General features: G+C 51.6%; 17 protein-coding genes and 1 pseudogene. 9 read left to right on the forward strand and 9 right to left on the reverse strand.

All coding sequences use genetic code 11. From position 1 onward, the window contains the following. Positions 1–385: 385 nt before the first annotated feature. From BMX22_RS06975 to BMX22_RS06985, 3 genes are all read right to left on the reverse strand, one after another. On the reverse strand, positions 386–2,455 hold the full coding sequence (locus tag BMX22_RS06975) for a heavy metal translocating P-type ATPase (RefSeq protein WP_074741763.1): 2,070 nt from the start codon (positions 2,453–2,455) through the stop codon (positions 386–388). A 49-nt stretch (positions 2,456–2,504) separates the two neighbouring features. Further along, positions 2,505–2,795 carry a DUF6110 family protein gene (locus tag BMX22_RS06980; protein WP_413777957.1) on the reverse strand — a complete coding sequence of 97 codons (291 nt, stop codon included), beginning with the start codon at positions 2,793–2,795 and terminating at the stop codon, positions 2,505–2,507. Between the two features lie 114 nt (positions 2,796–2,909). Next, positions 2,910–3,731 carry a helix-turn-helix domain-containing protein gene (locus BMX22_RS06985; protein WP_074741764.1) on the reverse strand — a complete coding sequence of 274 codons (822 nt, stop codon included), beginning with the start codon at positions 3,729–3,731 and terminating at the stop codon, positions 2,910–2,912. 334 nt (positions 3,732–4,065) lie between these two features. On the opposite strand from BMX22_RS06985, the gene eno reads away from it, so the two are divergent. After that, on the forward strand, positions 4,066–5,364 hold the full coding sequence (eno, locus tag BMX22_RS06990; protein WP_074741765.1) for a phosphopyruvate hydratase: 1,299 nt from the start codon (positions 4,066–4,068) through the stop codon (positions 5,362–5,364). A gap of 102 nt (positions 5,365–5,466) precedes the next feature. On the opposite strand, the pseudogene BMX22_RS06995 reads toward eno, so the two are convergent. Then, positions 5,467–5,661: pseudogene (locus BMX22_RS06995) on the reverse strand (ZIP family metal transporter); the annotation flags it as partial. 221 nt (positions 5,662–5,882) lie between these two features. Continuing rightward, entirely contained in the window at positions 5,883–8,072 is a 2,190-nt protein-coding gene (locus tag BMX22_RS07000) for a hypothetical protein (protein WP_074741766.1), read from the reverse strand. 348 nt (positions 8,073–8,420) lie between these two features. Here BMX22_RS07000 and BMX22_RS07005 point away from each other — a divergent pair, with 348 nt between their 5' ends. The 5 genes from BMX22_RS07005 to BMX22_RS07025 all read left to right on the forward strand — a co-directional run bounded on the left by BMX22_RS07005 (position 8,421) and on the right by BMX22_RS07025 (position 14,716). After that, positions 8,421–8,633: a DUF3343 domain-containing protein gene (locus tag BMX22_RS07005; protein WP_074741767.1), complete on the forward strand. Its 213-nt coding sequence runs from the start codon at positions 8,421–8,423 to the stop codon at positions 8,631–8,633. After that, positions 8,630–9,751 carry an aminotransferase class V-fold PLP-dependent enzyme gene (locus BMX22_RS07010; protein ID WP_074741768.1) on the forward strand — a complete coding sequence of 374 codons (1,122 nt, stop codon included), beginning with the start codon at positions 8,630–8,632 and terminating at the stop codon, positions 9,749–9,751. Before BMX22_RS07005 ends, BMX22_RS07010 begins: the two co-directional genes overlap by 4 nt. Positions 9,752–10,011: 260 nt before the next feature. Next, the gene (gene cdaA / locus BMX22_RS07015; protein WP_074741769.1) at positions 10,012–10,890 is read left to right on the forward strand and encodes a diadenylate cyclase CdaA; all 879 of its coding nucleotides are present in this window, start codon (positions 10,012–10,014) and stop codon (positions 10,888–10,890) included. After that, the gene (locus BMX22_RS07020; protein ID WP_074741770.1) at positions 10,887–12,173 is read left to right on the forward strand and encodes a YbbR-like domain-containing protein; all 1,287 of its coding nucleotides are present in this window, start codon (positions 10,887–10,889) and stop codon (positions 12,171–12,173) included. Before cdaA ends, BMX22_RS07020 begins: the two co-directional genes overlap by 4 nt. A 428-nt stretch (positions 12,174–12,601) precedes the next feature. Next, complete coding sequence (locus BMX22_RS07025) at positions 12,602–14,716, forward strand: Ig-like domain-containing protein (protein WP_074741771.1); 2,115 nt, start codon at positions 12,602–12,604, stop codon at positions 14,714–14,716. Positions 14,717–14,840: 124 nt separating this feature from the next. Here the strand turns inward: BMX22_RS07025 and BMX22_RS07030 are convergent, their stop codons facing one another. Next, positions 14,841–16,001 carry an ABC transporter substrate-binding protein gene (locus BMX22_RS07030; RefSeq protein ID WP_074741772.1) on the reverse strand — a complete coding sequence of 387 codons (1,161 nt, stop codon included), beginning with the start codon at positions 15,999–16,001 and terminating at the stop codon, positions 14,841–14,843. Between the two features lie 511 nt (positions 16,002–16,512). Between BMX22_RS07030 and BMX22_RS07035 the strand changes: the two genes are divergently transcribed. From BMX22_RS07035 to BMX22_RS07045, 3 genes are all read left to right on the forward strand, one after another. Continuing rightward, complete coding sequence (locus tag BMX22_RS07035; protein ID WP_074741773.1) at positions 16,513–17,073, forward strand: RNA polymerase sigma factor; 561 nt, start codon at positions 16,513–16,515, stop codon at positions 17,071–17,073. Next, positions 17,066–19,267 (forward strand): dockerin type I repeat-containing protein, encoded by a 2,202-nt coding sequence (locus BMX22_RS16825; protein ID WP_074741774.1) that lies wholly within the window; start codon positions 17,066–17,068, stop codon positions 19,265–19,267. Before BMX22_RS07035 ends, BMX22_RS16825 begins: the two co-directional genes overlap by 8 nt. Positions 19,268–19,563: 296 nt before the next feature. Continuing rightward, entirely contained in the window at positions 19,564–21,816 is a 2,253-nt protein-coding gene (locus tag BMX22_RS07045) for a DUF4832 domain-containing protein (protein WP_074741775.1), read from the forward strand. 316 nt (positions 21,817–22,132) lie between these two features. Here BMX22_RS07045 and BMX22_RS07050 read toward each other — a convergent pair whose 3' ends face one another. Genes BMX22_RS07050 through malQ form a run of 3 tightly spaced genes read right to left on the reverse strand, consistent with a single transcriptional unit; the run spans position 22,133 to position 26,872 of the window. After that, the gene (locus tag BMX22_RS07050) at positions 22,133–24,475 is read right to left on the reverse strand and encodes a glycogen/starch/alpha-glucan phosphorylase (RefSeq protein WP_074741776.1); all 2,343 of its coding nucleotides are present in this window, start codon (positions 24,473–24,475) and stop codon (positions 22,133–22,135) included. A 49-nt stretch (positions 24,476–24,524) separates the two neighbouring features. After that, positions 24,525–25,403: a membrane lipoprotein lipid attachment site-containing protein gene (locus BMX22_RS07055; protein WP_074741777.1), complete on the reverse strand. Its 879-nt coding sequence runs from the start codon at positions 25,401–25,403 to the stop codon at positions 24,525–24,527. Beyond that, on the reverse strand, positions 25,400–26,872 hold the full coding sequence (gene malQ / locus BMX22_RS07060) for a 4-alpha-glucanotransferase (RefSeq protein WP_074741778.1): 1,473 nt from the start codon (positions 26,870–26,872) through the stop codon (positions 25,400–25,402). The genes BMX22_RS07055 and malQ overlap by 4 nt, the downstream gene beginning before the upstream one ends. Between the last annotated feature and the right edge of the window lie 33 nt (positions 26,873–26,905).

Raw genomic sequence — 26,905 nt, forward strand, 5'->3', positions numbered from 1 at the left:
TACGGAAGCGATGCGGGACATATATCGGTGGAACCTTTCTGAAGAAAGGTTCCGCCAACAGCGGCGGTCCACTCTGTAGCTTCGCGACATCTCCCCGCACTGCGGGGAGTCACCCCCCGAGCCCCTTTCCAAAGACTTTTAGTCCACGTTTGCTAACGAACATCGGTTTTATTATATCTCCGAGGAGCTACTCCCTCGGAGATTTTTGTTAGGATAATGATTATTCCTTACCGCATTTCTGCTTAAAGAGTTCCTACAGACGAAGCAATGATTATTTATAAATGAGAGTAAAAGTCCTCCCGACAGCTTGCACTTGCGTGTGACCATCGGGAGGGGGCGTTATTTCGATTCAATATTACGGTATTATTATTGTACAAAAAGCAGGTTATTTCAGCTCGGTCGTACTCCTCAGACCTATCGCAAGCGTCGATGCGTTGTGCAGGAGAGCTGACGTTGCAGGCGGGAGCACTCCGAGCACACCGAGTACGATAAGTGCTCCGTTGAAGCCGATTATCGTACGGTAATTCCAGTCGATACGCTCCATGAGCGCGCTGCTCAGACGTTTCAGCTCAACGAGAGAATACAGATTATCGGCTGAGATAGTTATGTCTGCTATCTCACGCGCTATCGCTGCGCCTGTGCTTATCGCTATACCTGCGTCGGCTTCGCTGAGTGCAGGCGAATCATTCACGCCGTCGCCTATCATAATGACCTTTCGTCCGACTTCGTGCTCGGCACGAATGAATGCTGCCTTGTCCTCGGGCAGCACCTCTGCGCGGTATTCGTCAACGCCGACCTTTTCTGCGACCGCCTTAGCTGTGCGCTCGTTGTCGCCGGTCATCATAACTACACGGGAGATACCGGATTCGTGAAGCTTCTTTATAACGTCTGCCGCCTCAGCACGGAGAGGGTCCTCGATGCAGATAACTGCCGCGACTTCGCCGCCGATAGCGAGATAAAGATGCGAATACTCTTTCGGGAGATGACGGAAGATACGCTCGTCCGGCGGAGCACACTTTTCATCCTCAATTATGAAATGATGGCTTCCGATGAGTACACGCTCGCCGTCAACAGTGCTCGATATTCCGTGCGCGACAACGTATTCGACCTTCGAGTGAAATTCCTCGTGGACAAGTCCCTTCTTCTCTGCCTCGGAAACAACTGCATTTGCTATCGAATGTGGATAGTGCTCCTCAAGACAAGCCGCGAGCCGCAGCATTTCGTCCGCATCGCGTCCGCCGAAGGTGATGACCTCGGCGACTCTCGGGCTTGAATGTGTAAGCGTTCCTGTCTTGTCGAATACTATTGTATCAGCCTCGGCAACAGCTTCCATAAAGCGTCCGCCCTTGACTGTGATGCCTGCACGGCTGCAGTCCCTCATCGCCGAAAGCACCGAGATGGGCATTGCGAGCTTGAGTGCGCAGGAGAAGTCCACCATAAGGATCGAAAGTGCCTTCGTGATATTCTGCGTGAGCAGCCACGTCAGCAGAGTTCCGCCGAGACTCCACGGAACGAGCTTGTCTGCGAGATGTGATGCTCTGTCTTCAGCGGCGGATTTCATCTTCTCCGATTCCTCTATCATCTTCACGATTCGGTCATAGCGTCCGCCGCCTGCCGTATTCTCAACGCAGATGGTACACTCGCCGTCCTCGACGACCGTTCCTGCGTATACATACGCTCCCTCCGACTTGTGGACAGGTACGGATTCACCTGTCATCGAAGCCTGATTCACCATTGCGTCACCGAAGATGACCTTTCCGTCGAGAGGTATCATCGAGCCTGTCCTGACGATTATCATATCGTCCTTGTTGATCTCGTTCACGGGCATCAGGAGCTCCTGACCGTCGGTGGTCTTCGTCCACACCTGCTCGATACCGAGCGACATCGTCCGCGCGAGGTCATCGACAGATTTCCTGTGAGTCCATTCATCGAGAATATCGCCCACGTTCAGCAGGAACATAACTGAGCCTGCGGTATCGAAATCGCCGCGCAGGAGTGAAACTCCTATCGCTGTTGCATCAAGCACCGCGACCTCAAGCTTTCCTTTGAGCAGACATTTTATTCCGCGCCAGATGTACTTTGCCGCCTTGAATACAGCTATGACCTGACGTATCGGCTTCGGTACAATGACCTTGTTCACTATCCGCTTCAGCACGAGACCTGCAAGTTTGTCTTCGTAGCAACGGTTAAGCTCGCGTCCTGTATGCTCGGGAACGAGAGATATATTTTTCTCATCGGTGAACGAGAAATGCGAGAGGGCACTGATGATCTCAGCCCTCGGGCAGCTATATGCTATCACAGCATCGCAGGTGCGGTCGAATACCTGTACCCGTTTCACGCCTGATACGGCATACAGTGAATATTCTGCAATATCAGCCTGCTTCAGCGTCATACGCTTCATACAGAAGCGCACACGGATACGCCCCTTTGATTCGTGAAGTATCTTACACTTCATATCTGTGTCCTCCTATAAAAACAGACCGTCCGAGCGGTCTGCTTTTTGCTTATTCTTCGCTTGCGTCAGCTATTTCCTCACATTCATCCGCGATAATGTCAGCCTCTTCCTTCAGCGCTCTCTGTTCGTTGATCTCCTTTGCGTCAGCGAGTATGTCATCGCAGTTCTCGCGGACCGTTGTAACAGTCTGCATAACGTCTGTTTTTGCACGCAGCACAGCTGCCGTTGCATGAGTGTAGCACTTCTTTGCGTCCTTGCTCGAAAGTATGCGGATACCTGCTGTTCCGAACAGTACGCCGCCTGCGAAAAGACCGATCTGCTTCCACGGTATGTCCTTCATTTTTATCATAATTATCACCTCATAAATAATCTTGAAGATGAGCTTTGCTGATATTATGATACCATATATGATACGTCTGTTCCGCTCCAAAAAGCCGAAAGCTGATATACGGTGCTAATGGCTTGAAATGCAGATATTCCTGCATTCCTGCTGCCTGATACCCTTGTTCTGCTCCATTCGGAAGCGCTTCGGAGCGGCTCCCATCACCGAACGGAACGCATATGAGAATTTGCTTGCGTTCGAGTAGCCTACTTCCTCGGCAATGTCGATGATCTTCATATCCGTATCCCTGAGAAGCTTCGCAGCACGGAACATCTTGTTCTTCTTCGCATAGCTGTATACCGAACAGCAGTAATACTCACTGAAGCCCTTTTTCAGCGCCGTGGGATTTATACCGGAAAGCTCAGAAAGCTCGGCGATAGTGTAATGTGTGAAGGCACTCTGACAGATGAAACTGCCTGCCTTTTTCAGTATGCTGCGGTGCCTTATCTCAGGATAGCTCTGATCGCTGAGCAGTACAAGGAGCTCGAGAACTTTTATTTTCAGAGCCGATGTGCGCGAGCGTCCGACTTCCTCGGTAATGTCCGAAAACAGCGCCTTCATTCTGCTGTCCGCACTGAAAATATGCGTATACTTCCGCTGTGTGCTGCTCAGTATCCCTGAAACGTCAAGTATCCCCGAAACGCCTGCGCTATCGCCTCCTGAGTCTAAAAGCAGCGATATACCGCAGAAATCAGGCGAATGAACGACCTGACACTGCCCCTCACAGCGCTCAGTGATGAGGCATTTCCCTTCTGTGAGGTAGTAGTATTCGCCGCGTATGTTGTATTCGCATATGCCGCTTGTACAGCAGCATATCTCCGTTCCGCTGTATTCCGTAAGGCTGTCCGAACCATAAAAAAGTCTAATATCAGGAAACAGCCTGTATTCCGTCATGCTTTCACCGCCTACTCGTTAGCTTTTTATAACACAATAATAGTATCACTTTCGATGCGTGGTGTCAATGAAGATGCTTTATTTTCGTGAGGTTATACTAAACTAACGAAAGTAAAACAGCAAAATTGTTAGTTTGTACAAATATTGTATCTGCAAATTGACATCCTCCCTGAATAATGCTATAATCATTGTGTTAGAAAACACTAACAGAGAATATATCATTATTGCAGGCTCCTTTCAGATAACAGGATAAGTGCGAATATCCTGAATATACGAGCCTGCAAGCGTCAATAATGTGAGTATTCACATTAAAATATAATAACAGGAGAAGACTATGGACTATTTAGAAATCGAAAAAGTTGTGGGACGTGAAATACTTGACTCCCGTGGAAATCCTACTGTCGAAGCTGAGATAACCCTCGCAGACGGAACTGTTGCAAGAGGTACTGCTCCGAGCGGCGCTTCAACAGGAGAATTTGAGGCTCTCGAGCTCCGTGACGGCGGCGAACGTTATCTTGGAAAAGGCGTAACAAAGGCGGTTGAGAACATCAACACAGTTATCGCCGAGGCTATCACAGGTATGGACGCTTCCGACATCTACGCTATCGACGCAGCTATGATAAAGGCTGACGGTACAAAGGACAAGTCGAACCTCGGCGCAAATGCTATCCTCGCTGTCTCCATTGCCTGTGCAAGAGCAGCCGCAGCTTCGCTCGACATTCCGCTTTATCGTTTCCTCGGCGGTATTCAGGGCACAAAGCTCCCTGTTCCGATGATGAACATTCTCAACGGAGGAGCTCACGCTGACAGCGCTGTCGATACTCAGGAATTTATGATAATGCCTGTTGGTGCTCCTTCATTCAGTGAGGCTCTGCGCTGGTGCGCTGAGGTCTTCCACACTCTGAAAAAGCTCATCAAGGACATGGGCGATGTCACAGCAGTCGGCGACGAAGGCGGTTTTGCTCCGAACAAACTCACATCTGACGAAGAAGCTATCGAGAAGATCCTCGAAGCTGTAAAGGCAGCAGGATTCGAGCCCGGTAAGGACTTTATGATCGCTATGGACGCCGCTTCCTCAGAATGGAAGAGCGAGAAGGGCAAGGGCTTCTATAAGCAGCCAAAGAGCGGAAAAGAATTCACTTCCGATGAACTCATCGCTCACTGGGAGGCTCTCGTTGACAAGTATCCGATAATCTCCATTGAGGACGGTCTCGACGAAGAGGACTGGGAGGGCTGGCAGAAGATGACTGCAAAGATCGGTCACAAGGTACAGCTTGTCGGCGATGATCTTTTTGTAACAAACACCGAACGCCTTGCAAAGGGTATCTCCCTCGGTGCAGGCAACTCGATCCTCATAAAACTCAATCAGATAGGCTCTGTCTCGGAGACTCTCGAAGCTATCAAAATGGCTCACAAGGCAGGATACACAGCAATATCCTCTCACCGTTCGGGCGAGACAGCCGATACTACTATCGCTGACCTCGCTGTTGCGCTCAACACCTGCCAGATAAAGACAGGCGCTCCCTCTCGTTCCGAGCGTGTTGCTAAGTACAATCAGCTGCTCCGCATAGAGGAACAGCTCGGTGCTTCTGCCTGCTATCCCGGTATGGGTGCGTTCAATATCAAAAAGTGATCCTGAGTCCATAGAATATAGACCACCTCATTAAAATTCGCCTGCAAAAATGCAGGCGAATTTTTTATCACTATTTTTTGTATAGGATAGTTTACTTCCTTGCTATCCGAGCGCAACATCAAGTATCATCATCAGCGTAAATCCCACCGAAAACATGATAACACCAATGTTTGAATGCTCGCCCTCGGACATTTCGGGTATCAGTTCTTCAACGACCACATATATCATTGCACCGGCGGCAAAGCTCAGTAAATATGGCATTACAGGCAGAAACAGTCCTGCAAACAGTATCGTAAGTGCGGTACTAACTATATGAAACGATTAACCACACAAGTAAAACACGCAAAAATCATTATGTTTAGACAAAAGTAATCATAAAGTATAAATATTGGATAGAGAGGACTAACTCATTCTTTAAAGGAACGTCCTTGAGGGAGAACCCTTTTTCAAAAGGGTTCTCCCTCAATAAATATTCCGTATAGGTACAGCCTTTAGCGAATGTCTCTGTTGTGTTGTGCTTACGACTGCTCGCTGAGGAGGAGGGATACGCGGTTCTGTATGTGCTCGGCACACTGCTCCGCAGTCGATTCGCCTGCGATATATACGCCGAACTCCTCGGTGAGTATCGGACTGAGTTTGTCGTCCCATACGCCGAGCCTGTCACATGAGAGTATGACACTTTTGATGTAGTCGAACTGCTCCTGTGTTATGTTATCGGAATAGGAGAATTGATAGCCGTTCACAGCCGATGAGACCTTGTTGTCATCGGCATTCATCGTATCAAACTTGGTTTTGTAAATATAGTCGAATGCGTCCTTGCGCGTGGTGAAGTCCCACGGCCCCCACGGGTCGGAAAGCACGTCGTAGCTCAGCGCATAGTTCACGAACTCCCAGCCCCCCTGCTGACACTTTCCGCTCGTCAGCACGCAGTATTCGTCCTGTACTCTGAACGTCCCGCCGCGGCTGTTATTCGGAGGTGATATGAATGTTGCATCGTCTATGGACATCGAGTGAGCTGCGGCTGACATCATAAAGGAATCAATCCTGTCTCCGCCGAGTATATTTCCGAAAAGTGCCTTTTCGTTTCCGAGCATATTCATGTTCTCGCCCGCGTCCAGTGCCATTTGCTCCTCAGTAATATTCGCGTAGTAGCTGTCACCGTAGGTGCCGATACAGTTTGCGTTCTTGCAGAATTCAAGGAGCTTTACGAACTCGGGCGAATCAAAGCGGCACTCCGCCTTTTCATAGTCTATCCAGTCGGCGCAGTTCTCGCCGCAGAGCCACGTAAATACATCCGTGGGGGTGTCCATGACGTAGTGCTCCGCGAGGTACATATCGGCGGGCTGAGCTGCCACAAAGTCGTAGAATTCATCGTAGTCCCACTTTGCCTGCTCGCGGCTGAGCACGCCGTGCTTGGCTATGTTGAGCTGGGGCGTGAAATAGCCCGTCATCGAGTAGAGCTTGCCCTTGTACTTCATTCCGCTGACGACATTCGGCAGGAAGTCGTCCTCGCTCATGCCGCCGTATTTGTCGTGGAGCTCGCCGAAATCCGCGAGAGCTCCGAGATTAATGTACCTGTAGAGCTCGCCGTGGTCGAAGGGGATATAGACATCGGGCGAGTCGTCCGCGAGAATGTCCCTCCACAGGTCGTCCTTGCCGTATTCGTATTCGCGGAACTCCGCCTGATAGCCGTCGCAATGACTTGCAAAGTCGGTCGCCATATCGAGTTCCATCGTGTTGACGTGGTTGTGCATACCGACGATTACTGTCTCGCGGTCATCTGTATAGTCGTCGGGGCGGACAGTCAGCAGATGAAGCCCGCTTTCGGTGCAGGTTATGAATCTGCCCTCGCCAAACGGCGTGATACCAATTATCTCCGACGCCTTGACATTCGAGGCTGTGAAGTTGAGAAGCAGTTTCTTCTCACCCTTTGCGTTCATTCCGTAGACACCGTTGTTGAGAATGAGATACGCCGGATAGCGGTCGTCTCCCATAATTGGAGCTATTCGCATTGACGAGCTGTTAGGGTTCTCGGAGATTTCCGTCTCATTTGGTTTGCGGAGCTTGTCAAGGCGGGTGGCGAATTTGTCGAAACTGCAAATTATGCCGCCGTCACGGTCGAAGGTGTAGCTCGCGCCTCTGTCGATGTCGCAGCTGTCCGTCACATTGCCGCTGCCGTCGGCTATCACTGCGGCGCTATCAAGGGTGATGAGGCAGTCATCTCCGCGGAAGCTGGCATGATCCACGCGGACGTCGCTCATGCTGAGGCGCCCGCCGAGGTCGCCGAGCTCCGTTGTCGAAGTGACCTTGCCGTCCGTCGAATATGTCTTGACCGACAGCACCGTTTCGCTGTCCGAAATACGCGAGCTCAGCGCCTTTATCTCCGAATCGGAGAGCGCGTAGAACAAGAGCCCCTCACCCTCTTCGTGCTCAATGGCGAAGCTCTCGCCCATGTTCAGCTGCGGATCGTACAGCACTGCGCGGTCGGCGAAGTACATATCGTTGTAGATGAACATCAGCCTGCCGTCAACTGTCGGTATGAGTGCCTTCGGGTAGTTGAAGTCGTCGGGGACGGGCAGTTTGTCCTCCTTGTAGAGCGTCTGCTCGGCGGAGCTGACGGGCACTGCCGAGCTCCCGCCCTTTTCAGAACACGCTGTGCAGCCCGATATCATCGCGAGTCCACACATTAATGCAAGTATCTTTTTCATTGATAATCCTCCTTTTTCCCTGAGCATGACCTGCTCAGAGCTGTTAGCCCGCAGTACTGCGCGCCTCCCACTGCCTGTCGGAGCTGCACCGAAGCTGCTTTCGTTTCTTCAGCATGAGCCCTGTGCGGTGCTGCCTATATATTAGTGACTTTCAAGCCGTAAATAGACGAAAAAATTTTGCGTTTTCTTTAAACTTCGTATGGATGCACAAATCTGCGAGCCGAAATCTGTGAATTATCACAAGGCGACGTCCCTATAAGGGCAGCGGTATGTCAATGTGAGAGTCCGCGGCATATAATGAGGTGTACCGCAATACCGACAGCGCTGCCTCCCGTCAGGGGTGATAATATGAACAAGTGTATTCTGGAGATGCCATCCTACACCTATGCGCAAAAGGCTGAACGCCTGCTGAGGACAAAGGGGATACCGAGCGATATCAAGCGGCGCAGTACAGGCTGCGGGTACGTCCTGCACGTCGGGGCGGAGTGCCGCACTGCCGCTCATATACTTGACAGGTACGGCATACCGTATGTCCTGAGGGAAAACGGCAGCTCGCCATGACTGTCAATTTCGACAACGCGGCTACCACCTACCCCAAGCCCGACTGCGTAAAAGCAGCGGTATGGGAGGCTATGGACAACTATGGCGGCAATGCGGGCAGAGGCGGGCACGCGCTCGCGGCGGCGACCTCCGAGGCGGTGTACTCCGCACGTGAGGAGATAGCCTCCTTCTTCGGTGCAGAGCCCGAAAATACCGTCTTTGCCATGAACTGTACCCACGCGCTGAATATGGCGATACAGGGCATTATGGCAGAGGGCGGCCACCTCATCATCAGCAGCCTTGAGCACAATTCCTCGGCTCGTCCCGCGGCAAAGCTCGCTGCCGAGGGCAGGATAACGCTGTCGGTCGCAGAGGTTTACCCCGAGGACGAGCGCACGCTTGAAAGCTTTCGCAGACTGATACGTCCCGACACAAAGGCGATAGTATGCACCCTCGCGAGCAACGTCACGGGGCAGATACTCCCCTTCCGCGGGATAGGACGGCTCTGCCGCGAGCACAATATCTGCTTCATCGCAGACGGAGCTCAGGCTTGCGGTGTCATAGACGTGAAGCTCGCGGACGGCATAAACATCCTATGCACGGCGGGTCACAAGGGGCTCTACGGCATAACGGGGACGGGACTGCTCGTCACGGACGGGCGCTTCCCTGTTGCTCCGATAATGCAGGGCGGCACGGGTACTGACTCGATGAGCCTGCGTCAGCCCCAGCTCACGCCCGAAAGCCTCGAGAGCGGCACTGTCGGTGTCATCGGCATAATGTCGCTCAAGGCGGGGGTCGGCTTCGTAAAACGGACGGGTATAGCCAATATCCGCCGCCATGAGGACGCGGTCTGCCGCCGCTTCCTGCGCGGGCTCAGCCGAGACAGCCGCATAACCGTATACCGCTCGCCTGCCGCGAGCTATGTGCCGATAGTTTCTTTCAACATCAGGGGAATGACCTCGGGCGATGTCGCCGCACGGCTCGCCGAGGAGGGGTACTGCCTGCGGGCAGGATACCAGTGCTCGGCACTCGCACATACCGCTCTCGGCACCGAAAACGGCACTGTACGGTTCTCCCCTTCGTATTTCAGCCGCGGTGAGGACGCCGACAAGCTCGCCGAGTTGATAAAAAGTATGTGATGATTACGTGATAATCCAAAAAAACTATTGAAATATTCTCGATTTGTGGTACAATATATATGATGGGCAGCGTGTGCCGCTGCGGACGCGAGAGATATGTCCGCAGGAGATGTCCCTCGTTTCCGCGGGGGACGTACATAGATATAATGTGTCCTTAATGGCCGCCTGACGGCTTCGCTGCTTTTATCGGTATTAATTGCCAAATGTAGAATAAAGGAGCTCGCCCAAGACAGGCTCCGCAAAAGAAAGGAAGTGGAAAGATGCCCTCGTTCAATGAAATGCAGCACGCGTTCTTCAGCCTCACCAGCACGATAGAGCTGAGAGATATCGTCGACGTCGCTGCTCTCGCTTACATAATCTATCTTCTGATGAAGCTCATCCGCGAGACCCGCGCAGGTCAGCTCGTAAAGGGTATCCTCCTGCTTGTAGCAGCTTATTTCGCCAGCAGCTTCTTCCAGCTGAAGGTTATGAAATATATCCTCGGTCACGCTCTCGACATCGGTCTCATCGCGATGATAATCCTCTTCCAGCCCGAGCTGAGACGCGCACTCGAAAAATTCGGACGCACACGCTTCGGAGTTACTCTCCTCGGCATCGGTACGTTCTCGGGCGACGTCAAGCAGAGATGGGAGACCGCCATCGACGCGATTTGCGACTCGTGCGTGGAGCTCTCGGCAAGCTGTACGGGCGCGCTCATAGTCTGTGAGCGCCAGACTCGCCTCGGCGAACAGATAGAGACAGGCACTATCCTCAATGCTACCCCAAGCAAAGAGGTCTTCGGGAACATCTTCTACCCCAAGACCCCGCTCCACGACGGAGCTGTGATAATGCGCGACGGTATGATACTCGCGGCGGCGTGCTTTCTGCCGAAACCGCAGAATGATGCGGCTATCAACAAGAAGCTCGGCTCGCGCCATCGTGCCGCTATCGGCATGAGCGAGAACTCCGACGCTGTCGTCATCGTCGTTTCTGAAGAGACAGGACAGATATCCGTCGCGATGAACGGTGTGCTCACCCGCGACTTCACACGCGATAAGCTAAAGGCTCTGCTCGAAAAGGAGCTCTTCGCAGCAAGTGAGGAGAGAACAGAGCGCAAGAAAAAAATCTCCTCCTTATTTGAAAGGAGGAAGAATAAATGAGATTTCTCAAGGAATTCCGCGAAAAGCATATGCAGAGCAACTTCGCACTCGCGATACTCTCGGTCATAATCGCTGTGTTCGTATGGCTGATAATCTCGCTCACGCAGTACCCCGATTCCCAGAAGACGATAGAGCATATCCCGCTCTCGCACAATATTTCGGGCTCGGTCGCGGAGAGCAACGGTCTCAGCTTCATCTCCTCGGATGTTGAAGAGGTGACGGTCGAACTGCTCGGCAACAAGCTCCAGGTCGGCAACCTCAACAATGAGAACCTTGAGGCTTACATTGATGCCGATTCCGTCTCGAGCGCGGGCTCGCGCAACCTCACTATCAAAATTAAGGGCGCGAGCAATATCAACTATGAGATAAAGTCCGTGAAACCTGCTACCGCCAACGTCGTCTTCGATAAAATAGATACACGTGAATTCGACGTTGCTCCGAAGGTGCCGAATGTCCATGTAGTCGAGGGAAAGGCTGTCGACCAGAACGATATGACCTGCGACCCCTCGGTAATACGCATAACAGGTCCTTCATCACAGCTCGACAAGATATCCAAGTGCTATGCTGTGGCAAACAAGGAGCTCAGCCTCGACAGAACCTATGTCGTCTCCGCTGAGGAGCTCCAGCTCTACACCGAGGATAACGCCCTCATCGACCAGAGCGGGCTCAAGTTCAGTGAGTCGCGCTTCGATATCACGGTGCCCGTGCTCACACAGAAGGAAGTTGAGCTCTTCGTCTCGATAATCGATGCTCCCGAGAACTTCGATACAAGCATAATCCGCTTCAACCTCTCGGCTGATTCGGTTGTCCTCGCCTGCAATAACACGCAGACCGAGATACCCGACAAGCTCGATATCGGAAAGGTCTCGCTCAGCGAGCTGAAGAAGGACTTCAGCAAGACCTTCCTGCTCAGCAGCAGGCTCGAGGGTACCGATTATGAGAACGTATCCAACATCGAAGCGATAACCGTTACCTTCAATGACTCCGACTTCGTGGAGAAACCGATGATAATCGACAAGAGCCGCATCAATACGAGCAACGAGCCTGACGCATCGAACTACAAGTACGAGGTTCAGAGCCAGCGCCTCGAGATAACGTTAATGGGTCCCGAGGACGTGCTCTCAGAGGTGACTCCCGAGGATATCATGGTCGATATCGACCTCCTGAATGCGAATATCACTTCGGATTCGTTCAGCTGGAATGCGAGATTCTCCTGCAAGTACGACAACGTATGGGTAACTACAAACTCGAAGGTGTCTGTAAAACGCACCAAAACAACTTAAGGCAATACCGCACAAAGCTTGTGCTGGAGATGCGCCGACAGATTTTTCGTCAGATTGTATAGAAATTCCGCAGGCATACTGACGTATGTCAAGGAATTTCTGTGCAAGATGACGGAAAATATGCAAGCATATCCAGTACAAAGCATTCAGGCGGGCTTTGTGCGGTGTTGCCTTTAGTCTGATTAAAAAGCACCCGCAGAGGGGAGCTCCCTCGGGCAGTTTCGTGGGTCACTGAGTTCAGAACGCAAGTTCGAGGCTCGGTGACCCGCTTTTTCCATTAAGGGAAGCGCACAAGCGGGTGCTTTTTTTGTGCGATTCTCTGAAAATGCGCTTGCAATACGTAAAATCTATTGATTTTTTTACATTTTAGATGTATAATTTTTTCTGTACGTTTTTTTGAAACAAAATCAATGATGAGGGAATTGACTATGAAAAGAAAGAATCTGACGGCAGTATTGCTCGCATTTGCGATGGCTGCTGCAAATCTCACGACGGGCACAGGGCTCGTCTCCTATGCAAACGACGGCGGTGTGACCTTCGCTCTCGGTGATACCAGCGGCGACAGCACCGTCGACGCCAAGGACGCTTCGGAAATACTCGCTGAGTATTCGAGGCTCTCGACAAGTCAGGAAGGATACTTCAAAGGCTCGCGTGCTGAGGCTGCGGATGTCAACAAGGACGGAAAGATAGATTCCTCCGACGCTTCTGACGTTCTCCGCTTCTACTCCTATGTCTCAACCGGAGGAGACCTGGACTTAGCTGCTTACCTTGCAGATCCGAAACAGTCGGAAACAGGTACGGCGACCACGACTTCTACAACTGCGACCGCTCCTGCAAACACAACGACTGCCTCAGCTGTAACATCGACCGCTTCATCGGCTCCCGCGACCGCCTCGACCACAACAGCTGCCACAACAGAAGCTCCCGCTTCTACTACCGTCACTGCCGCCGCCCCCGACAAGGTGTCGGAGATACGGCTCAGCAATAAGGAATGCAGCGTTGAGGTCGGTGAGGACAAGCTCTCCGCGAACGTCACGATGTTCCCGCTCACTGCTTCCGACAAGCGCGAGATTTGGATAAGCAGCGACGAAAAAGTGGCTACCGTTGACTCTCAGGGCTGGGTTACGGGCAAGAGCGAGGGAAGCTGCACCATTACCGTTGTGAGCGCAAATAATCCCGATGTTAAGGCTACTGTAGAACTCACGGTCACAGATACGAAAAAGGTGAAGGAGATACGCCTCGACCGCACCGAATTCACTCTTGAGGTCGGAATGGGCGCGCTCTCGGCAAATGTGACCATGCTCCCTGCCACAGTCACCGACAAGCGCGAGATATGGTCGAGCAGCGACGAGAGCGTCGCGATCGTCGATAACGTTGGCTGGGTCATCGCCAAATCCGCGGGTACAGCTACGATAACCGTTCAAAGTGCAAACAACCCCGATGTAAAGGCGACTGTGGAGGTAACAGTCACGAGCGGTACGACTTCCGTCTCGGCAACGACGTCCGCTGCCGATACAACAACGACTGCGACATCTTCCGAGACTGCGACTACTGCTGCTTCAACAGCAGCGGAGTCCGCGACTACTGCTGCCGCTTCGACCACAGAGCCGACAACCACTACTGCCGCAACTACCCTCGATGCCAGCCGCGTTTCGGCAATAGAACTGAGCGTTACTTCAATTGAGCTGAGTGTGGGCGAAATGGGTATTTCCTACGTAACGATGCTCCCGAAAACAGCTCTCAACAAGAACGAGATATGGTCGTCGAGCGACCCGAAGATCGCGACTGTCGATATCTACGGAAATATCACCGCTGTCAGAGAGGGCGAATGCACCATAACCGTAAGAAGCGCCGATAACCTCGACGTCAAGGCTGATGTCAGCGTAAAGGTCTTCCCCGCGAATAAGGTGAGGAAGATAAACCTCACAGCTACCGAGTTTGAGATCGAGCTCGGCAAGAAAGCAATTTCGTACGTTACGATGCTCCCCGCCACCGCCGCAAACAAGGACGAACTGTGGGTGAGCTCTGATACAAGTATAGCTACTGTTGACGATATGGGCTGGATAACGTCCAAGAGCGCCGGAGAGTGTGTGGTCACTGTTTACAGTGTGGATAATCCCGATGTCAAGGCTGAGATAAAGGTCAAGGTGGTCTCCGCAGACGCCCCCGAGGACGCACCGACAGAGAGCTGCATCGTCGATGAGAGCTCCGATGATGACAGTATCGCGTTCCGTACTCCCTTCCCCGTAAACGGCAAGGGAAGATTCACGCTGGAGTACATCATCACTTACGGCGACGAGACTCTGCACCGTACGACTTCGATCCTTACTGTTCCCGCACTTAGATCCTATACGACCTACTTCAAGACCGACAGAGGTGATTTCAAGGTCACTCTTCTCCTCCACAATCCTGACAACGGTAAAAGTCAGTCTATAGGTTCTTACGAATTCACCGTTTCGCCGCAGAGCTTAAAAGTTGTGAGCGAGGACATCAGATACGCTTTTTACAGCGTTGACGGACTTGCTGCAAATCCAAGCAAATAATAATGCAATGTGCCCCCGATGACCCATATCTGCGGTTATCGGGGACACTTTTTTCATACTTTGCATATATCTCTCAGAACATCACCGCAAGCGATGTGCCTGCGATGATGTCCGACAATGAGCGTTATTCAAATTCGTTGAAGTGGTCTTCCAGTGATTTGTAGATATCGTCCGTGCCTTCGGCTATTATGCTGTCAAGGGCTTTTTTGTATATTTCGGTGTTGTAGTGCGGCTCGATATCGTAATCGTTAGTGTAGCCGAGGTCAATGATAGTATCCTTCAGCGTGAGAGTGCCCTTCTTGTCGGGGTCGGGGCTCGATACGCTGTATCCGCCGTAGACCTCGGTATCTATGAAGTTCTCGTCGATGTCGATATACTTCTTGACGTCCTTGATGGTCTTGTCGCGGTCGGTCTGAGTGAAATGGTATGCCTTGATAAACGCGCGCTCAAGCGCTATGTACGTATTCGGTCTGTCACTGAGTGCCGCTGTTTTGGCTACCTGACGGCAGCATGGCTGGTTTTTAAGTGCTTCCTCGTGTGCGCAGTAGTAAACCACCTTGTAGCCCTGCGACTTAGCGAGCGAGGCATACGGCGAGTAAACGGATGCCGCGTCTATACTGCTGTTCAGCAGCGCCGCATATGCGTCCTTCTGGCTGTCAAAGTAGACGATGTTGACCTTGTCGTCACCCTCGCCTATCTCGATATCCGCATTTTTCAGAAGTATCTGGAGCTCGGCGTCCTGTACGCTGTTCTTGACTGAGGCGACGTTTCTGCCCTTTAAGACCTCCACGCCTGCCTCGTCCTTGTCAGTAAATTCGGATTTGATGACGTAGCCGTGACCGTTAGTCATCGCACCGCCGAATATCGAGACTTCATGTCCCTGACTCTGGAAGGTCAGAGTCGGGACCGAGCCGATGAATGCAACGTCCAGCTTGTCGGATTCGATACCGTTAATGAGCTCGGCTGCACTCGAAAACTGAGTCAGCGTTGCGTTGAGCCCCTCCTCCTTGAAGTAGCCCTCCTCCTGCGCTACAAATGCGAGCAGATGAGCTGTGGAGTTGAGGTAGCCGATGTTGATGTCCGTCTTCTCGGGAGCTCCTACAGCTTCCGCTGTCTGTGATTCCGCAGCAGCTTCTGTTGTCTCAGAGGCAGCCTCGGTCGATTCGGAAGTTGTTGCGGCTGGCTTGCTCTCGGAAGACGAGCTCGATTCGTTTAATGCTCCGCAGCCTGTGAACAGAGCCGCAGCAGCAAGTATGGAAAGAAACTTTAACCTGTTATTCTTCATTATTTATCACCTGTATCCTTTTTTGATTTGTTTCAGTTCGTATGAGCGGCGCAACATCGCATTCGCTCCGAGAATATTTGATATACTCTAACTCTCATCGTATCACTCCTTGTCGTTTCTATGCTTTTATCATAACACACGAATGCCGCTCTGTCCAATACAATAAACGTATCACAGGCAATAGCCAAAGCGTATACAGCAAATACTTGAAAAAACTGCTCTGATATCGCAGGACCTTTTTTCTTGATTTTTTGCTGTTCTTATGGCATAATTGAATTAATGGATAATCTTTTTTCAGCCTGATAAAGCCGATTTTGGGTTGTCAAAGTGCATGAAGATTTATCTTGAACTTTGTTTTGCCATTTATGGCAATAAGAACTGTTGCTCCCGCTGCTTAACCATGCCAAAATGACTATGTTTATTCGGGAGAAGAATAAATTTGGAAAAAGTGAAATGTGTTCCGATAAATGGTGTCTATATAGTCAGAGGACCTCAGAAAGGAGGTTGAGCCTTGAACGATGCATCTATCATTGAACTGTTATGGAAAAGAGATGAAAATGCTATATCCGAAATGAAGCAGAGCTACGAGAGACTGTGCTTTCATGTGGCAGGAGGCATTCTTTCTCAGCAGGAAGACTGCGAGGAATGCGTCAATTCCGCTTATATGGACGTATGGAGGTCAATACCTCCGAATCGCCCCGCGAGCCTGAAAAACTATATTTGCAGACTTGTCAAGAATGCAGCCCTTAACATTTTGAGGCGCAATACCGCTGATAAGCGCAGTTCCGAAATGGCTGTTTCACTGGATGAGCTGTCAGAGTGCATCGCTGACGGTTCAAGCATCGAGGACAGCATCGCTGCCGAGCAGCTCGGTGCTGAGATAAGCAGTTTTCTCAGGGCTCAGCCCGAAAAGTACCGAAAGGTTTTCGTGCGCCGATACTGGTACTCCGAGTCTATCGAGGAGGTCGCCGACTTCTTCGGAATGAACGAAAAAACCGTAGCTACATATCTTTTCCGTGTGAGGAAAAAGCTGAAAGAACATTTGCAGAAGGAGGGGTATATCAATGAGTGACTTGAAGCTTTATGAGGGCATAAACCACATAGATGACGACCTCATTGATGAGGCAAACGTTCCCGCGAGAAAACACGGATACTATACCTTCGCTCTGTCTGCGGCGGCAGTCCTGCTCGTTATCGGAGTATCAGGCTTCATGTTCGGCGGCAATGGCAAATACGTCCCGAACAGGCATATCAGTACCGCCCCTTCGTCCCCTGTGGTGACCGAAAGCGTTACCGCCGAAACGGAGACAGCTCCTCAGAGCGGCTCTACCTCCTATGCTGATACGGCTGCAACGAGCAGAAGCACCAAAACTACCCGTACCACCACAGTCAATGATGAAGGCTCATCCTCTCGGACCCAACCTGCCGTGACAATGAAAACCGTCGTCGCTGAGACAGCTGTATCGACTGCTCAGAAGAAGCAGGCTGCCGAAACTTCGCAAACAGTGTTCAGCGGCACGGCTGCCTTACAAACAACTGCTAACCCAACTACCGCAGCTCAGCCTGTTACGACTGAGATGCAGACCGATGAAAGGAGTTATGACATGAAAAAAGTACTGAGTTTAATGTCAGCAGCTGTTATGCTGACACCTATGACCGCAAACAGAGTTTACGCCGAGGATGCGGGATACAAAGACCCTGCACAGAAATACGGTCTGGGCAGCAAATACTATACTGAGGAAGAAAAATATGTCGGACCTGCCGAACAGGAGTTGTTCGACAGGATAGAAAACGGTCTTATCGACATTGATATCGACCGCAACGGCAAGCTCGATATGCGTGATGCGGAGCTCCTCTTCTTCTACGAGACCCGCAGATTTTATATCGAACACCCCGAAGAAGCTGACGACGGAACGACTACCGAGTCCACAAGAGAACGTATCATTTCATATGACGGAAGCTCGATTTCGGATGAGGCTTGGGAATTCCTCGAAAACAGAGAGGATATCCGCGATAAGGAGCTTTTCGGCAAGAGCAAGTATTATTCTCCGATACAGGTCGCACATCTGGATTCCGACCTGCTTATCCGCTATCACCTCACACATACCCTCAGCCCCGAATACTTTAAAGTAGATTATTACAACGATTTTGAGTGCTTCGACCTCTTTGCCAACAAATTCGAGGGACAGGTCGGCTGGTGCCGCAATTCGCTTTTAAACACCATCAGAGATAAGTTCTTTACTGACCTCGACCCTCTTTATGACCTCAACGGCGACGGAGTTTTCGACCTCCACGATGTGCAGGACTACGTTGAATACCAGTTTATGTATAAGGTCTACAGAGCAGATTATGACGCTATCGTCAATGCCGATACTGTTGATCTTACCAAATACAGGGAGTATCCGAATTCCCCCGACAGCATCACCGAAACTGTCTTCAAGAACTGCGTAAAGCTTGAAATGGTCAACGGAGAGTACGAAAACCTATATGGCTGGGGCTATCAGCAGAATGCGGGTATCGACGGCATTGTAAGGATAGGTTTCCAGAACATGATAGAGCTTTTCTTCATGAGAAACGATTTCAAACTCATATATACGACTCCCGAATACTACACTAACGAGCGTCCGAACTGTGAGGGCTTGCCGTTATACGACAGGATAGATCTCTACAGCTTTGTCAAGCAGTTCGCAGGCAGCCGCGGCTATACGACCACTAAACTCGGCTTCAACGAAAACACCTTCAATTCGTTCTATGAGGAGTGGAGCTCAGCTGTCGATAATGGCACAGCTGATATGCCCGATATCAATAAAAACGGTGTCATCGACAAGGATGACTACAGATATCTTGAACAGTACGAAAAAGAGATATGGGCAAAGACTCCCGCTGATGAGACAAAGCTCACAAAAGAGATACGCAAGTTCCTCGATGAGGAATTCGACCTCAACTCTAACGGTATAAGCGGCGACCTCTATGATGTGATGAGCGCTATGGCATATATCAGGATAAACTATCCGGAGTGCTGGGAGCGCAATACCGCTGTGGATACATCCGTAACCGAACAGTTCATGCCCAAGGGCGACGCCAACTGCGACGAAAAAGTGAGCCTGGCAGACGCTGTAGCGATATTGCAGTTCATTGCCAACCGCGACAAATACGACCTCACGGAACAGGGCAGAAAAAACGCTGATGTCAACGGCGACGGCGGCGTAACAGCTGCCGACGCGCTGGAGATACAGAAAATGGATTCACGCTCCGCTCTTGCGTAATATGACCTAAGGCAACACCGCACAAAGCCCGCATGAAGGCTTTGTGCGGTATTGCCCTAACCTTTTTGAAAAGGCACTTTCATAATATGAAAGTGCCTTTTCTGCTTCTATCCCTTAAAAAGATGTTTTCGGCTTGCGGCTCCGAAACAGCAGCGGGGCAGGCTAAGAGCTTATTCCTTGAAAAAAAGAGAAAAATGTGATATAATCTTTGTGAGTTCTGTTGTATGTATGATGTTACATACGGCAAAAATTGAAACGCCTTTGAGAAACGAAAAGGAAAATGAGGGAGGTACGATATGCTGAAGGTCTTAAATCGCGCGGCAGGCTTCGCGCTCTGCACCGCATTTACAGCGGCGCTGCTGCCATATTCTGCATCAGCCGAGTCACAGCCGCTCACCGACTGCGGACTTGATTACACCGAATATGTCGGAACTATAAACAATCCTGCGGCAGGCTACACGAATACGATATGGGCAGTCTGCAAGCCTGGGGCTACTCCCGTATACTCGCCTTCTGCCAAGCTCGTGCTGTTCTTCATCGACATCGGGGCTTTCTCTTCGGGCATGAACGGTACGAAAAACGAGGACGGTACATATACCGCGGGCAAGGATATCCCCCTCGACGAAACTTTTTTCAAATCGTGGGAGCAGACCTTCGACAACTGCCGCAAAAACGGATGCACCGTAGCTGTTCGCTTCCGCTATGATGCAAACGGTACCGACAATCCCGAGCCTGCAAGCTTTGACGCGCTGCTCTCGCACATCGACCAGCTTGCCGAGCACGATTTCTTCGGAAAAGCAGGCGATATGCTCGTTTACGTGGAGTCAGGCTTCGTCGGCAAGTGGGGCGAACAGCACGGCGGCAAGTATACCTCCCTCGAGTACAAGGCAAGGCTGCTGCAAAAGCTGCTCGAAGCAGTGCCCGAACCTGTCCCCGTAACTGTGAGAACACCGAATATCTTCGCTGAATGGGCAGGTATAAAGCAGTCGGAGATAAGTGACAGCGAGCTCGTGGACAGCCTGACTTCGAGCAAATACTGTCCCGATATACAGAGATACCGCAGCCGTATAGGTCTCTACGACGACGGCTATATGGGCAGCGACAGCGACCTCGGAACATATGCCGACCGCGTTTCCGATACGGAATGGCTCGGGCGGCAGACCCTTACCTCTTACTTCGGCGGTGAATTCTCGGGAGACCTCGAATTTGCACGGATGTATGACACCTATCTCCCCGAGAACGCTATCCCCGAAATGTACAAGACCCACCTCAGCTACATAAACAGTAATATCTTTCAGCTCTACAAGGACTATACCTTCGGAGCAGACTGCGATGTCGAGGGCGCTGCCAACTCCGCTTACTACGGCAGGTCTGCCTTCGATTTCATACGCGACCACCTCGGCTACAGGCTCGTTCTCCGCAGCTCGGAGCTGTCTTCGGAAACAGTGCAGGGCGGCACTGCGGACGTGAGGTTCACGGTCGAGAATACAGGCTTTTCAGGCATTATCCCGCCCTGCCGCTCCTACGTGATACTTGAGCGCGACGGCTTGTACTTCTGTGCGCGGACTGATATCGACTGCCGCGAATGGCGCTCTTGCACCAAGAGAGTGAATACGTTCAGCATACAGCTCCCCGACGATATTGAAACGGGTATCTGGAATGTTTATTTCAAGGCTGATATCGGTCACGAGCCGACTCCCGATGCTCCCGACAAGGGGGCTGTAAGGTTTGCCAACAACGGCACTTGGAACGGCGTGCTCGGAGCGAACCTCCTCGGCTGTATAGACGTGAAAAAGGCTGACGCTCCGACCTCGGGGAACTGCTTCGGCGTCGTCGGATGCAGGGACAGTGCCAACTCAAAAATGTACTCATACCGAGATATCATTACTGTTGACGGTGCGGTGTCTCACGCGAACGAGTGGACTGCTGAAAACGTTGTCGCCGACTCTGAAACCGAAACTGAAATGTCCGTGCGTGCAGACGGTGAGTACCTCTACGTCATGGCAAAAATGCCGAACGAAGCACAGGCTCCCGTGTTCAATATCCAGCTCCACCGTGCGAGCGACAACGAGTATTTCTGGCTTTACTACGCCTCAAACGGCTTTGTCTACTTCAACAAGCCTTCCTATGACGGCTGCCTGTGCAAATGGCAGGACGACACGGTCGAATTCCGCCTTCCGTTCGATATTTTCGGGGTCGGCGGCGGCGATGAGCTCAAGGATATCCGCGTATTCCTACAGGACAGCGGTAACGAATGGAAGCTTATGGGCGATATCTCCGCAAATGGAATTGCCATTCCCGACACCGCGGCAGTATTTGAGATAACGGAAAAACTCCTCATAGGCGACGCTAACTGCGACAAAAAAGTTACGGTCTCAGACGCAGTCGCCATCCTGCAATTCATCGCCAACAAGGACAAGTATGCGCTTTCCGTGACGGGGAAAAAGAATGCAGACTGCTATAACGTCGGCGATGGGATAACCGCAAATGACGCTCTTGCTGTCCAGAAGCTCGACGCAAAGGTCATATCAGGTTTGCCTGCAAACTAAGCCGAGCGGCAAATCCAACAGGGCACCTACTAAGGGCTGTACCTATACAAAAACAATACGGGACACTTATCCGGGGAAACCTTTCTGAAGAAAGGTTTCCCCAGAACCCCCATTTCAAAGACTTTTAGTCAAAATTTTGCCCCTATGGGGGACTCTCATTGAAAAGAAAGACTAACTCTTTTCGTATCAGGAGAGTACCCCATAGGGGCAAATTTTAAATTGAAAGTTTTAGGAAGAACCCTTTTTCAAAAGGGTTTCCCTCAATAAATACTCCGTATTGCTTCTGTATGAGTACAGACCATGCAGGCTTCTTGTCTTACTTGATATTCCAGATATTCTCCGCGTAATCAGCTATAGTTCTGTCAGAACTGAATTTGCCCGCATTGCACATATTCAGCCACTGCTTACGTGCGAAAGCAGCTCTGTCGCTGTCGTAGTCAGATATGCAGCGCAGCTTCGTCTCTACATAGCTGCGGATATCGCCGAGAAGATAGTAGTGGTCGGGAGCGTGCCAGCTCGCGCCGTCAAGCAGAGACATATACAGCTCGCGGAAGTCGCCGCTGCCGCCGTCCGACACCGTGCCGTCAATAAGTGACGATACCACGCGCTTTATCATCTTGTCCTCCGCAAATACTCTGCGGCTGTCGTACTCGGGGACGATACGTGCGAGGTCCTCAACGCGCGCGCCGAAGATGTAGTTGTTCTCCTCGCCTGCCTCCTGCACTATCTCGATATTAGCGCCGTCGTAGGTGCCGAGAGTGACTGCTCCGTTGAGCATGAGCTTCATATTGCCCGTGCCGCTCGCCTCAGTGCCCGCGGTGGATATCTGCTCGGAGACATCAGCCGCCGCTACGAGCTTCTCCGCATAAGAAACATTGTAATTCTGCACGAACACGACCTTGATGAGGTCGCGGGTATCGGGGTCAGTGGACACGATGCGCCCTATCTCGTTGATATACTTGATTATCGCCTTCGCACGCTTATATCCAGGTGCGGACTTCGCGCCGAATATGAAGGTGGTGGGCTTGAAATTCGTGATGCTGCCGTCCTTGATGCCGTAGTATATCCACAGGATAGAGAAGGCGTTGAGAAGCTGGCGCTTGTACTCGTGGAGGCGCTTTATCTGTATGTCGAACACGGAATTCGGGTCTGTTTCCACGCCCTCGCGCGCCTTGATGTAGTCGGCGAGCTGCTGCTTCTTGGTCTGCTTGACCTTGATGAAGCTGTCGAGGACTGAGCTGTCATCTGCGTACTTGCTCAGCTCGCGGAGCTGCGAGAGGTCTGTCAGCCAGCCGTCGCCTATCTTTTCGGTGATAAGTGACGACAGCTCTTTGTTGCACAGCGCGAGCCAGCGGCGCTGTGTTATGCCGTTCGTCTCGTTGCGGAAGCGCTCAGGGTAAAGGCTGTACCAGTCTGCGAGTACGGAATCGCGCAGTATCTGCGTGTGTATCTCCGCGACGCCGTTGATGTGGCTCGACGCATAGCAAGCCATATCCGCCATGTGGATGAGCTCGCCCTTGATTATCTTTATGCGGTTCGTCTTGTCCTTCTGTACGCCGTTTGCGTACATCTCAGCGATGAGCTCTTCATTTATCTGTATGATTATCTCGTATATACGCGGGAGCACTTCCTCGACAAGTCCTGTCCACCACTTTTCAAGAGCCTCCTGCATAACGGTGTGGTTGGTGTAGTTGAACACCTTCTTGGCTGTGGATAGAGCTTTTTCAAACGTCCAGCCCTCGTTGTCGACGAGCTGGCGTATAAGTTCGGGTATCGAGATGACGGGGTGAGTATCATTGAGCTGCACGGAAATGTAGTCCGCGAGGTTGTCGAGTGTTCCGAAGCGAGCCTTGTGCTTGCGGAGAATGTCCGTCAGTGACGCACAGCTGAAGAAATACTGCTGCTTCAGACGAAGCTTCTTGCCCTCGTTGGTGTCGTCGTTGGGATAGAGCACACGCGAGATGTCCTCCGCGTATATCTTCTCTTTCGAGGCTTCAAGGTAGTCCTGCTTGTTGAAGGTGTCAAAGTCGAACTCCTTGACGGGCTCTGCCTGCCACAGGCGCAGCGTCCCCACGTTCTCGGTGCGGCAGCCGAAAATCGGCATATCATAGGGCACTGCCTTGACGGTCTGGCCGCTGTATTCTATGAGGAGGGTATCCTCGTCACAGCGGCGTGACCACGGGTCGCCGTATTTCGTCCAGTCGTCGATATCCTCGCGCTGGAAGCCGTCAACTATAGACTGCTTGAAAAGTCCGTACTTGTAGCGTATACCGTAGCCGTCAAGAGGCAGACCGAGAGTTGCTGCCGAGTCGAGGAAGCACGCCGCAAGACGTCCGAGACCGCCGTTTCCGAGAGCGGCGTCCTCAATTACTTCGAGGTCGGCAAGATCGAGCCCGAGCTCCTTGAACGCGTCATTGACCTCGTCGTATATGCCGAGGCAGAGCAGATTATTGAACACCGCACGCCCCACGAGGAACTCCATTGAAAGGTAGGCGGCACGGCGCTTGCTGAGGTGCTCCTCGCGTGCTACGCTCCACCTGTCAGAATAGAGCTCCATGACCGTCTCGCCGAGCGCGTTGTGGAGCTGCTGGGGCGTCGCGGACTTGATATCCTTGGGCAGTCTGCCAGTGAATTTTTCCATAAACACTTTCTTATCCATCATTTTCCTCCATTATTCATTTACTTCTCACGGAAGTCAGTTTTTCTGATCAAGATACTCTTATCTCTGCGTTTGCGCCTTTCAGATGATCACGGTCGATGCCTATATCGCCGTATGTCACATCTTCAAGTTTGTCATAATCACTCTGCGGCAGATAGTATACTCCGAGATTGACAGGGCATCCGAAGCCATCAAGATATATGCTGTTCAGACCGTCAAAGGACGTCAGCTCCTCAGGCAGCTCCGTTCCCTCGGGAAGGAGTATGTCTGCAAAGATCTTGCCCTCCTGCTGGCAGAAGTAAGAAAAGAACTCCTCATACGTCATTTCGGCAGGTGCCTCAAAGGACAGCCAGGTCTTATACGGAGTCAGTATCCACAGCTTGCCAGCCTGAGTATAGCTGCGGATATAGTCCCTCGTATGATCGAAAAGATCATCCTTGTACAAGGGGAAAGTATAGTTATCGCTGGTTATCTCATCGCTGTCCTCTGTTCCGAAAGCTAAAAAACGTCTGCCCTCATCATCCTCAAGCGTATAGGTCGTGGGTTTCTTTTCGGGTATCGGCACGCCGATGAACTCCCACTGAACATCTCTGCATATGAAAGTGAAATCTTTGCCGTACTTTGTACGAAGCTTGTCAAGAGCTGCCTGCTCCTCAATCGGTACGTTCTCTATGTGAGAGGTATGCAGTTCGCTCTCATATTCTTCTTCGCTGACCGCTGATGTCTCAGTGACAGCTTCGGTAACTGTCTCAGCGTGAATTGTATTCTCGGCAGCAGTTATTATCAATGCTTCTTTATTTGCAGTTGTTTCGGTTTCGGCATTGACCGTAACTGCTGTTGGCTCTGATTTTTCAGGTGTTTCAGTATTTTTAGCAGTACAGCCTGTAAGCATGACTGCCGCTGTAAGTGTTAGAATTATTTTTTTCACCTGTTATACATCCTATTCAGTTTCTTTATCTTCTTTGCAAGCTCAGGTGTAAAGTCAGTCTCCTTTGTGCGGAACTGCCAGTTGCCGCCGAGAGTAGAGGGCGTGTTCATACGGTCGCTGCTCGGGCTGTTGAGGAAGTCCTGCATCTGCGCACACGCCACCATCGCAACACTGCCCCATGCTGCGCGAACGACAGCCATTGGTATCTCGCTCTTCTTTCGCACATTGAGGTATCTTTTCGCGAATTTCAGCGACTTCTTGTCAAGCGACTCCACCCAGCCGTTGAGGGTCTCGTTGTCGTGAGTGCCCGTGTACGCGAAGCAGTTGGTCGTCGTGAAATTGTGCGGGAGATAATCGTTCTCGCCGTCCGAGAATCCGAACTGCAATACCTTCATCCCAGGATAGCCGCATTTATTGAGCATTTCGTGTACCTCGGGAGTGAGGAAGCCGAGGTCCTCGGCTATGATGTTCAGCCTGCCGAGCTCCTCCTCCGCGAGCCTGAACAGCTCGTGATTGGGGCCCTTTTTCCATTCGCCGACTGTCGCGTCCTCGCTGCCGTAGGGAATGGTGTAGTAGCTCTCAAAGCCGCGGAAGTGGTCGATGCGCACGATGTCGTAGAGCTCCGCGGCGGACTTTATTCGTCCTATCCACCATTTATAGCCCGTTTTCCTGTGATAGTCCCAGTCGTAGAGCGGGTTGCCCCACAGCTGTCCCGTCGGTGAAAACTCGTCGGGAGGACAGCCTGCCACGCATACGGGACGGCGCTTGCGGTCAAACCAGAAGAGCTTGTGGTCCGCCCACGCCTCGACGCTGTCAAGAGCGCAGTATATCGGTATATCACCGACTATCTCTATCCCGCTGTCGTTGGCGTATCTTTTCAGCTCCGACCACTGACGCGCGAACTCATACTGCATAAACCTGTAGAAGCCTATCTCGGTTTTGAGTTCCTTTTTCGCGGCGGTGACTTCCTTGCCTTTATGCATTGCAAGGTCGGGGTCCCAATCGTACCACGCCTTGCCGCCGTTCTTCGATTTGAGTGCCATGAAGAGCGCGTACTCGTCGAGCCATTCCTTGTTCTCGTCGCAGAAACGCTTGTACTCGGGGAATTTCGACGGCTTGAAGCGAGAATACGCTATCTTCAGCACCTTGAAGCAGTTCTCGTAGATGAGACTGTAGTCGACCTTGTCAGGCTCGCTCTCCCACGTAAAGCTCGAATACTCATGCTTTTCGAGCAGTCCGTCGCCCTCAAGCACCTCGAAGTCGATGAAATAGGGGTTGCCCGCGTTCACAGAGAATGACTGGTATGGCGAGTCGCCGTAGCTTGTCGGCGAGAGCGGAAGTATCTGCCAACATTTCACGCCCGCGCTTTTCAGGAAGTCGACAAAGGCAAAGGCGTGGCGCCCCATTTTGCCGATGCCGTACTCGGACGGAAGGCTTGATATATGCATTATTATGCAGCTTTTTCTCATATATTCACTCCTAAATGTATAATGTATAATCAG

The sequence above is a fragment of the Ruminococcus sp. YRD2003 genome (assembly GCA_900109435.1).
GTDB lineage: Bacteria > Bacillota > Clostridia > Oscillospirales > Ruminococcaceae > Ruminococcus > Ruminococcus flavefaciens_G.

Coding starts and splice junctions, on each gene's coding strand:
- BMX22_RS07005 (WP_074741767.1), top strand. CDS start 8,421: ATGAACAAGTGTATTCTGGAGATGCCATCCTACACCTATGCGCAAAAG.
- eno (WP_074741765.1), top strand. CDS start 4,066: ATGGACTATTTAGAAATCGAAAAAGTTGTGGGACGTGAAATACTTGAC.
- BMX22_RS07000 (WP_074741766.1), bottom strand. CDS start 8,072: ATGAAAAAGATACTTGCATTAATGTGTGGACTCGCGATGATATCGGGC.
- BMX22_RS07045 (WP_074741775.1), top strand. CDS start 19,564: ATGCTGAAGGTCTTAAATCGCGCGGCAGGCTTCGCGCTCTGCACCGCA.
- malQ (WP_074741778.1), bottom strand. CDS start 26,872: ATGAGAAAAAGCTGCATAATAATGCATATATCAAGCCTTCCGTCCGAG.
- BMX22_RS07030 (WP_074741772.1), bottom strand. CDS start 16,001: ATGAAGAATAACAGGTTAAAGTTTCTTTCCATACTTGCTGCTGCGGCT.
- BMX22_RS06980 (WP_413777957.1), bottom strand. CDS start 2,795: ATGAAGGACATACCGTGGAAGCAGATCGGTCTTTTCGCAGGCGGCGTA.
- BMX22_RS06985 (WP_074741764.1), bottom strand. CDS start 3,731: ATGACGGAATACAGGCTGTTTCCTGATATTAGACTTTTTTATGGTTCG.
- BMX22_RS06975 (WP_074741763.1), bottom strand. CDS start 2,455: ATGAAGTGTAAGATACTTCACGAATCAAAGGGGCGTATCCGTGTGCGC.
- BMX22_RS07020 (WP_074741770.1), top strand. CDS start 10,887: ATGAGATTTCTCAAGGAATTCCGCGAAAAGCATATGCAGAGCAACTTC.
- cdaA (WP_074741769.1), top strand. CDS start 10,012: ATGCCCTCGTTCAATGAAATGCAGCACGCGTTCTTCAGCCTCACCAGC.
- BMX22_RS07025 (WP_074741771.1), top strand. CDS start 12,602: ATGAAAAGAAAGAATCTGACGGCAGTATTGCTCGCATTTGCGATGGCT.
- BMX22_RS07010 (WP_074741768.1), top strand. CDS start 8,630: ATGACTGTCAATTTCGACAACGCGGCTACCACCTACCCCAAGCCCGAC.
- BMX22_RS16825 (WP_074741774.1), top strand. CDS start 17,066: ATGAGTGACTTGAAGCTTTATGAGGGCATAAACCACATAGATGACGAC.
- BMX22_RS07050 (WP_074741776.1), bottom strand. CDS start 24,475: ATGGATAAGAAAGTGTTTATGGAAAAATTCACTGGCAGACTGCCCAAG.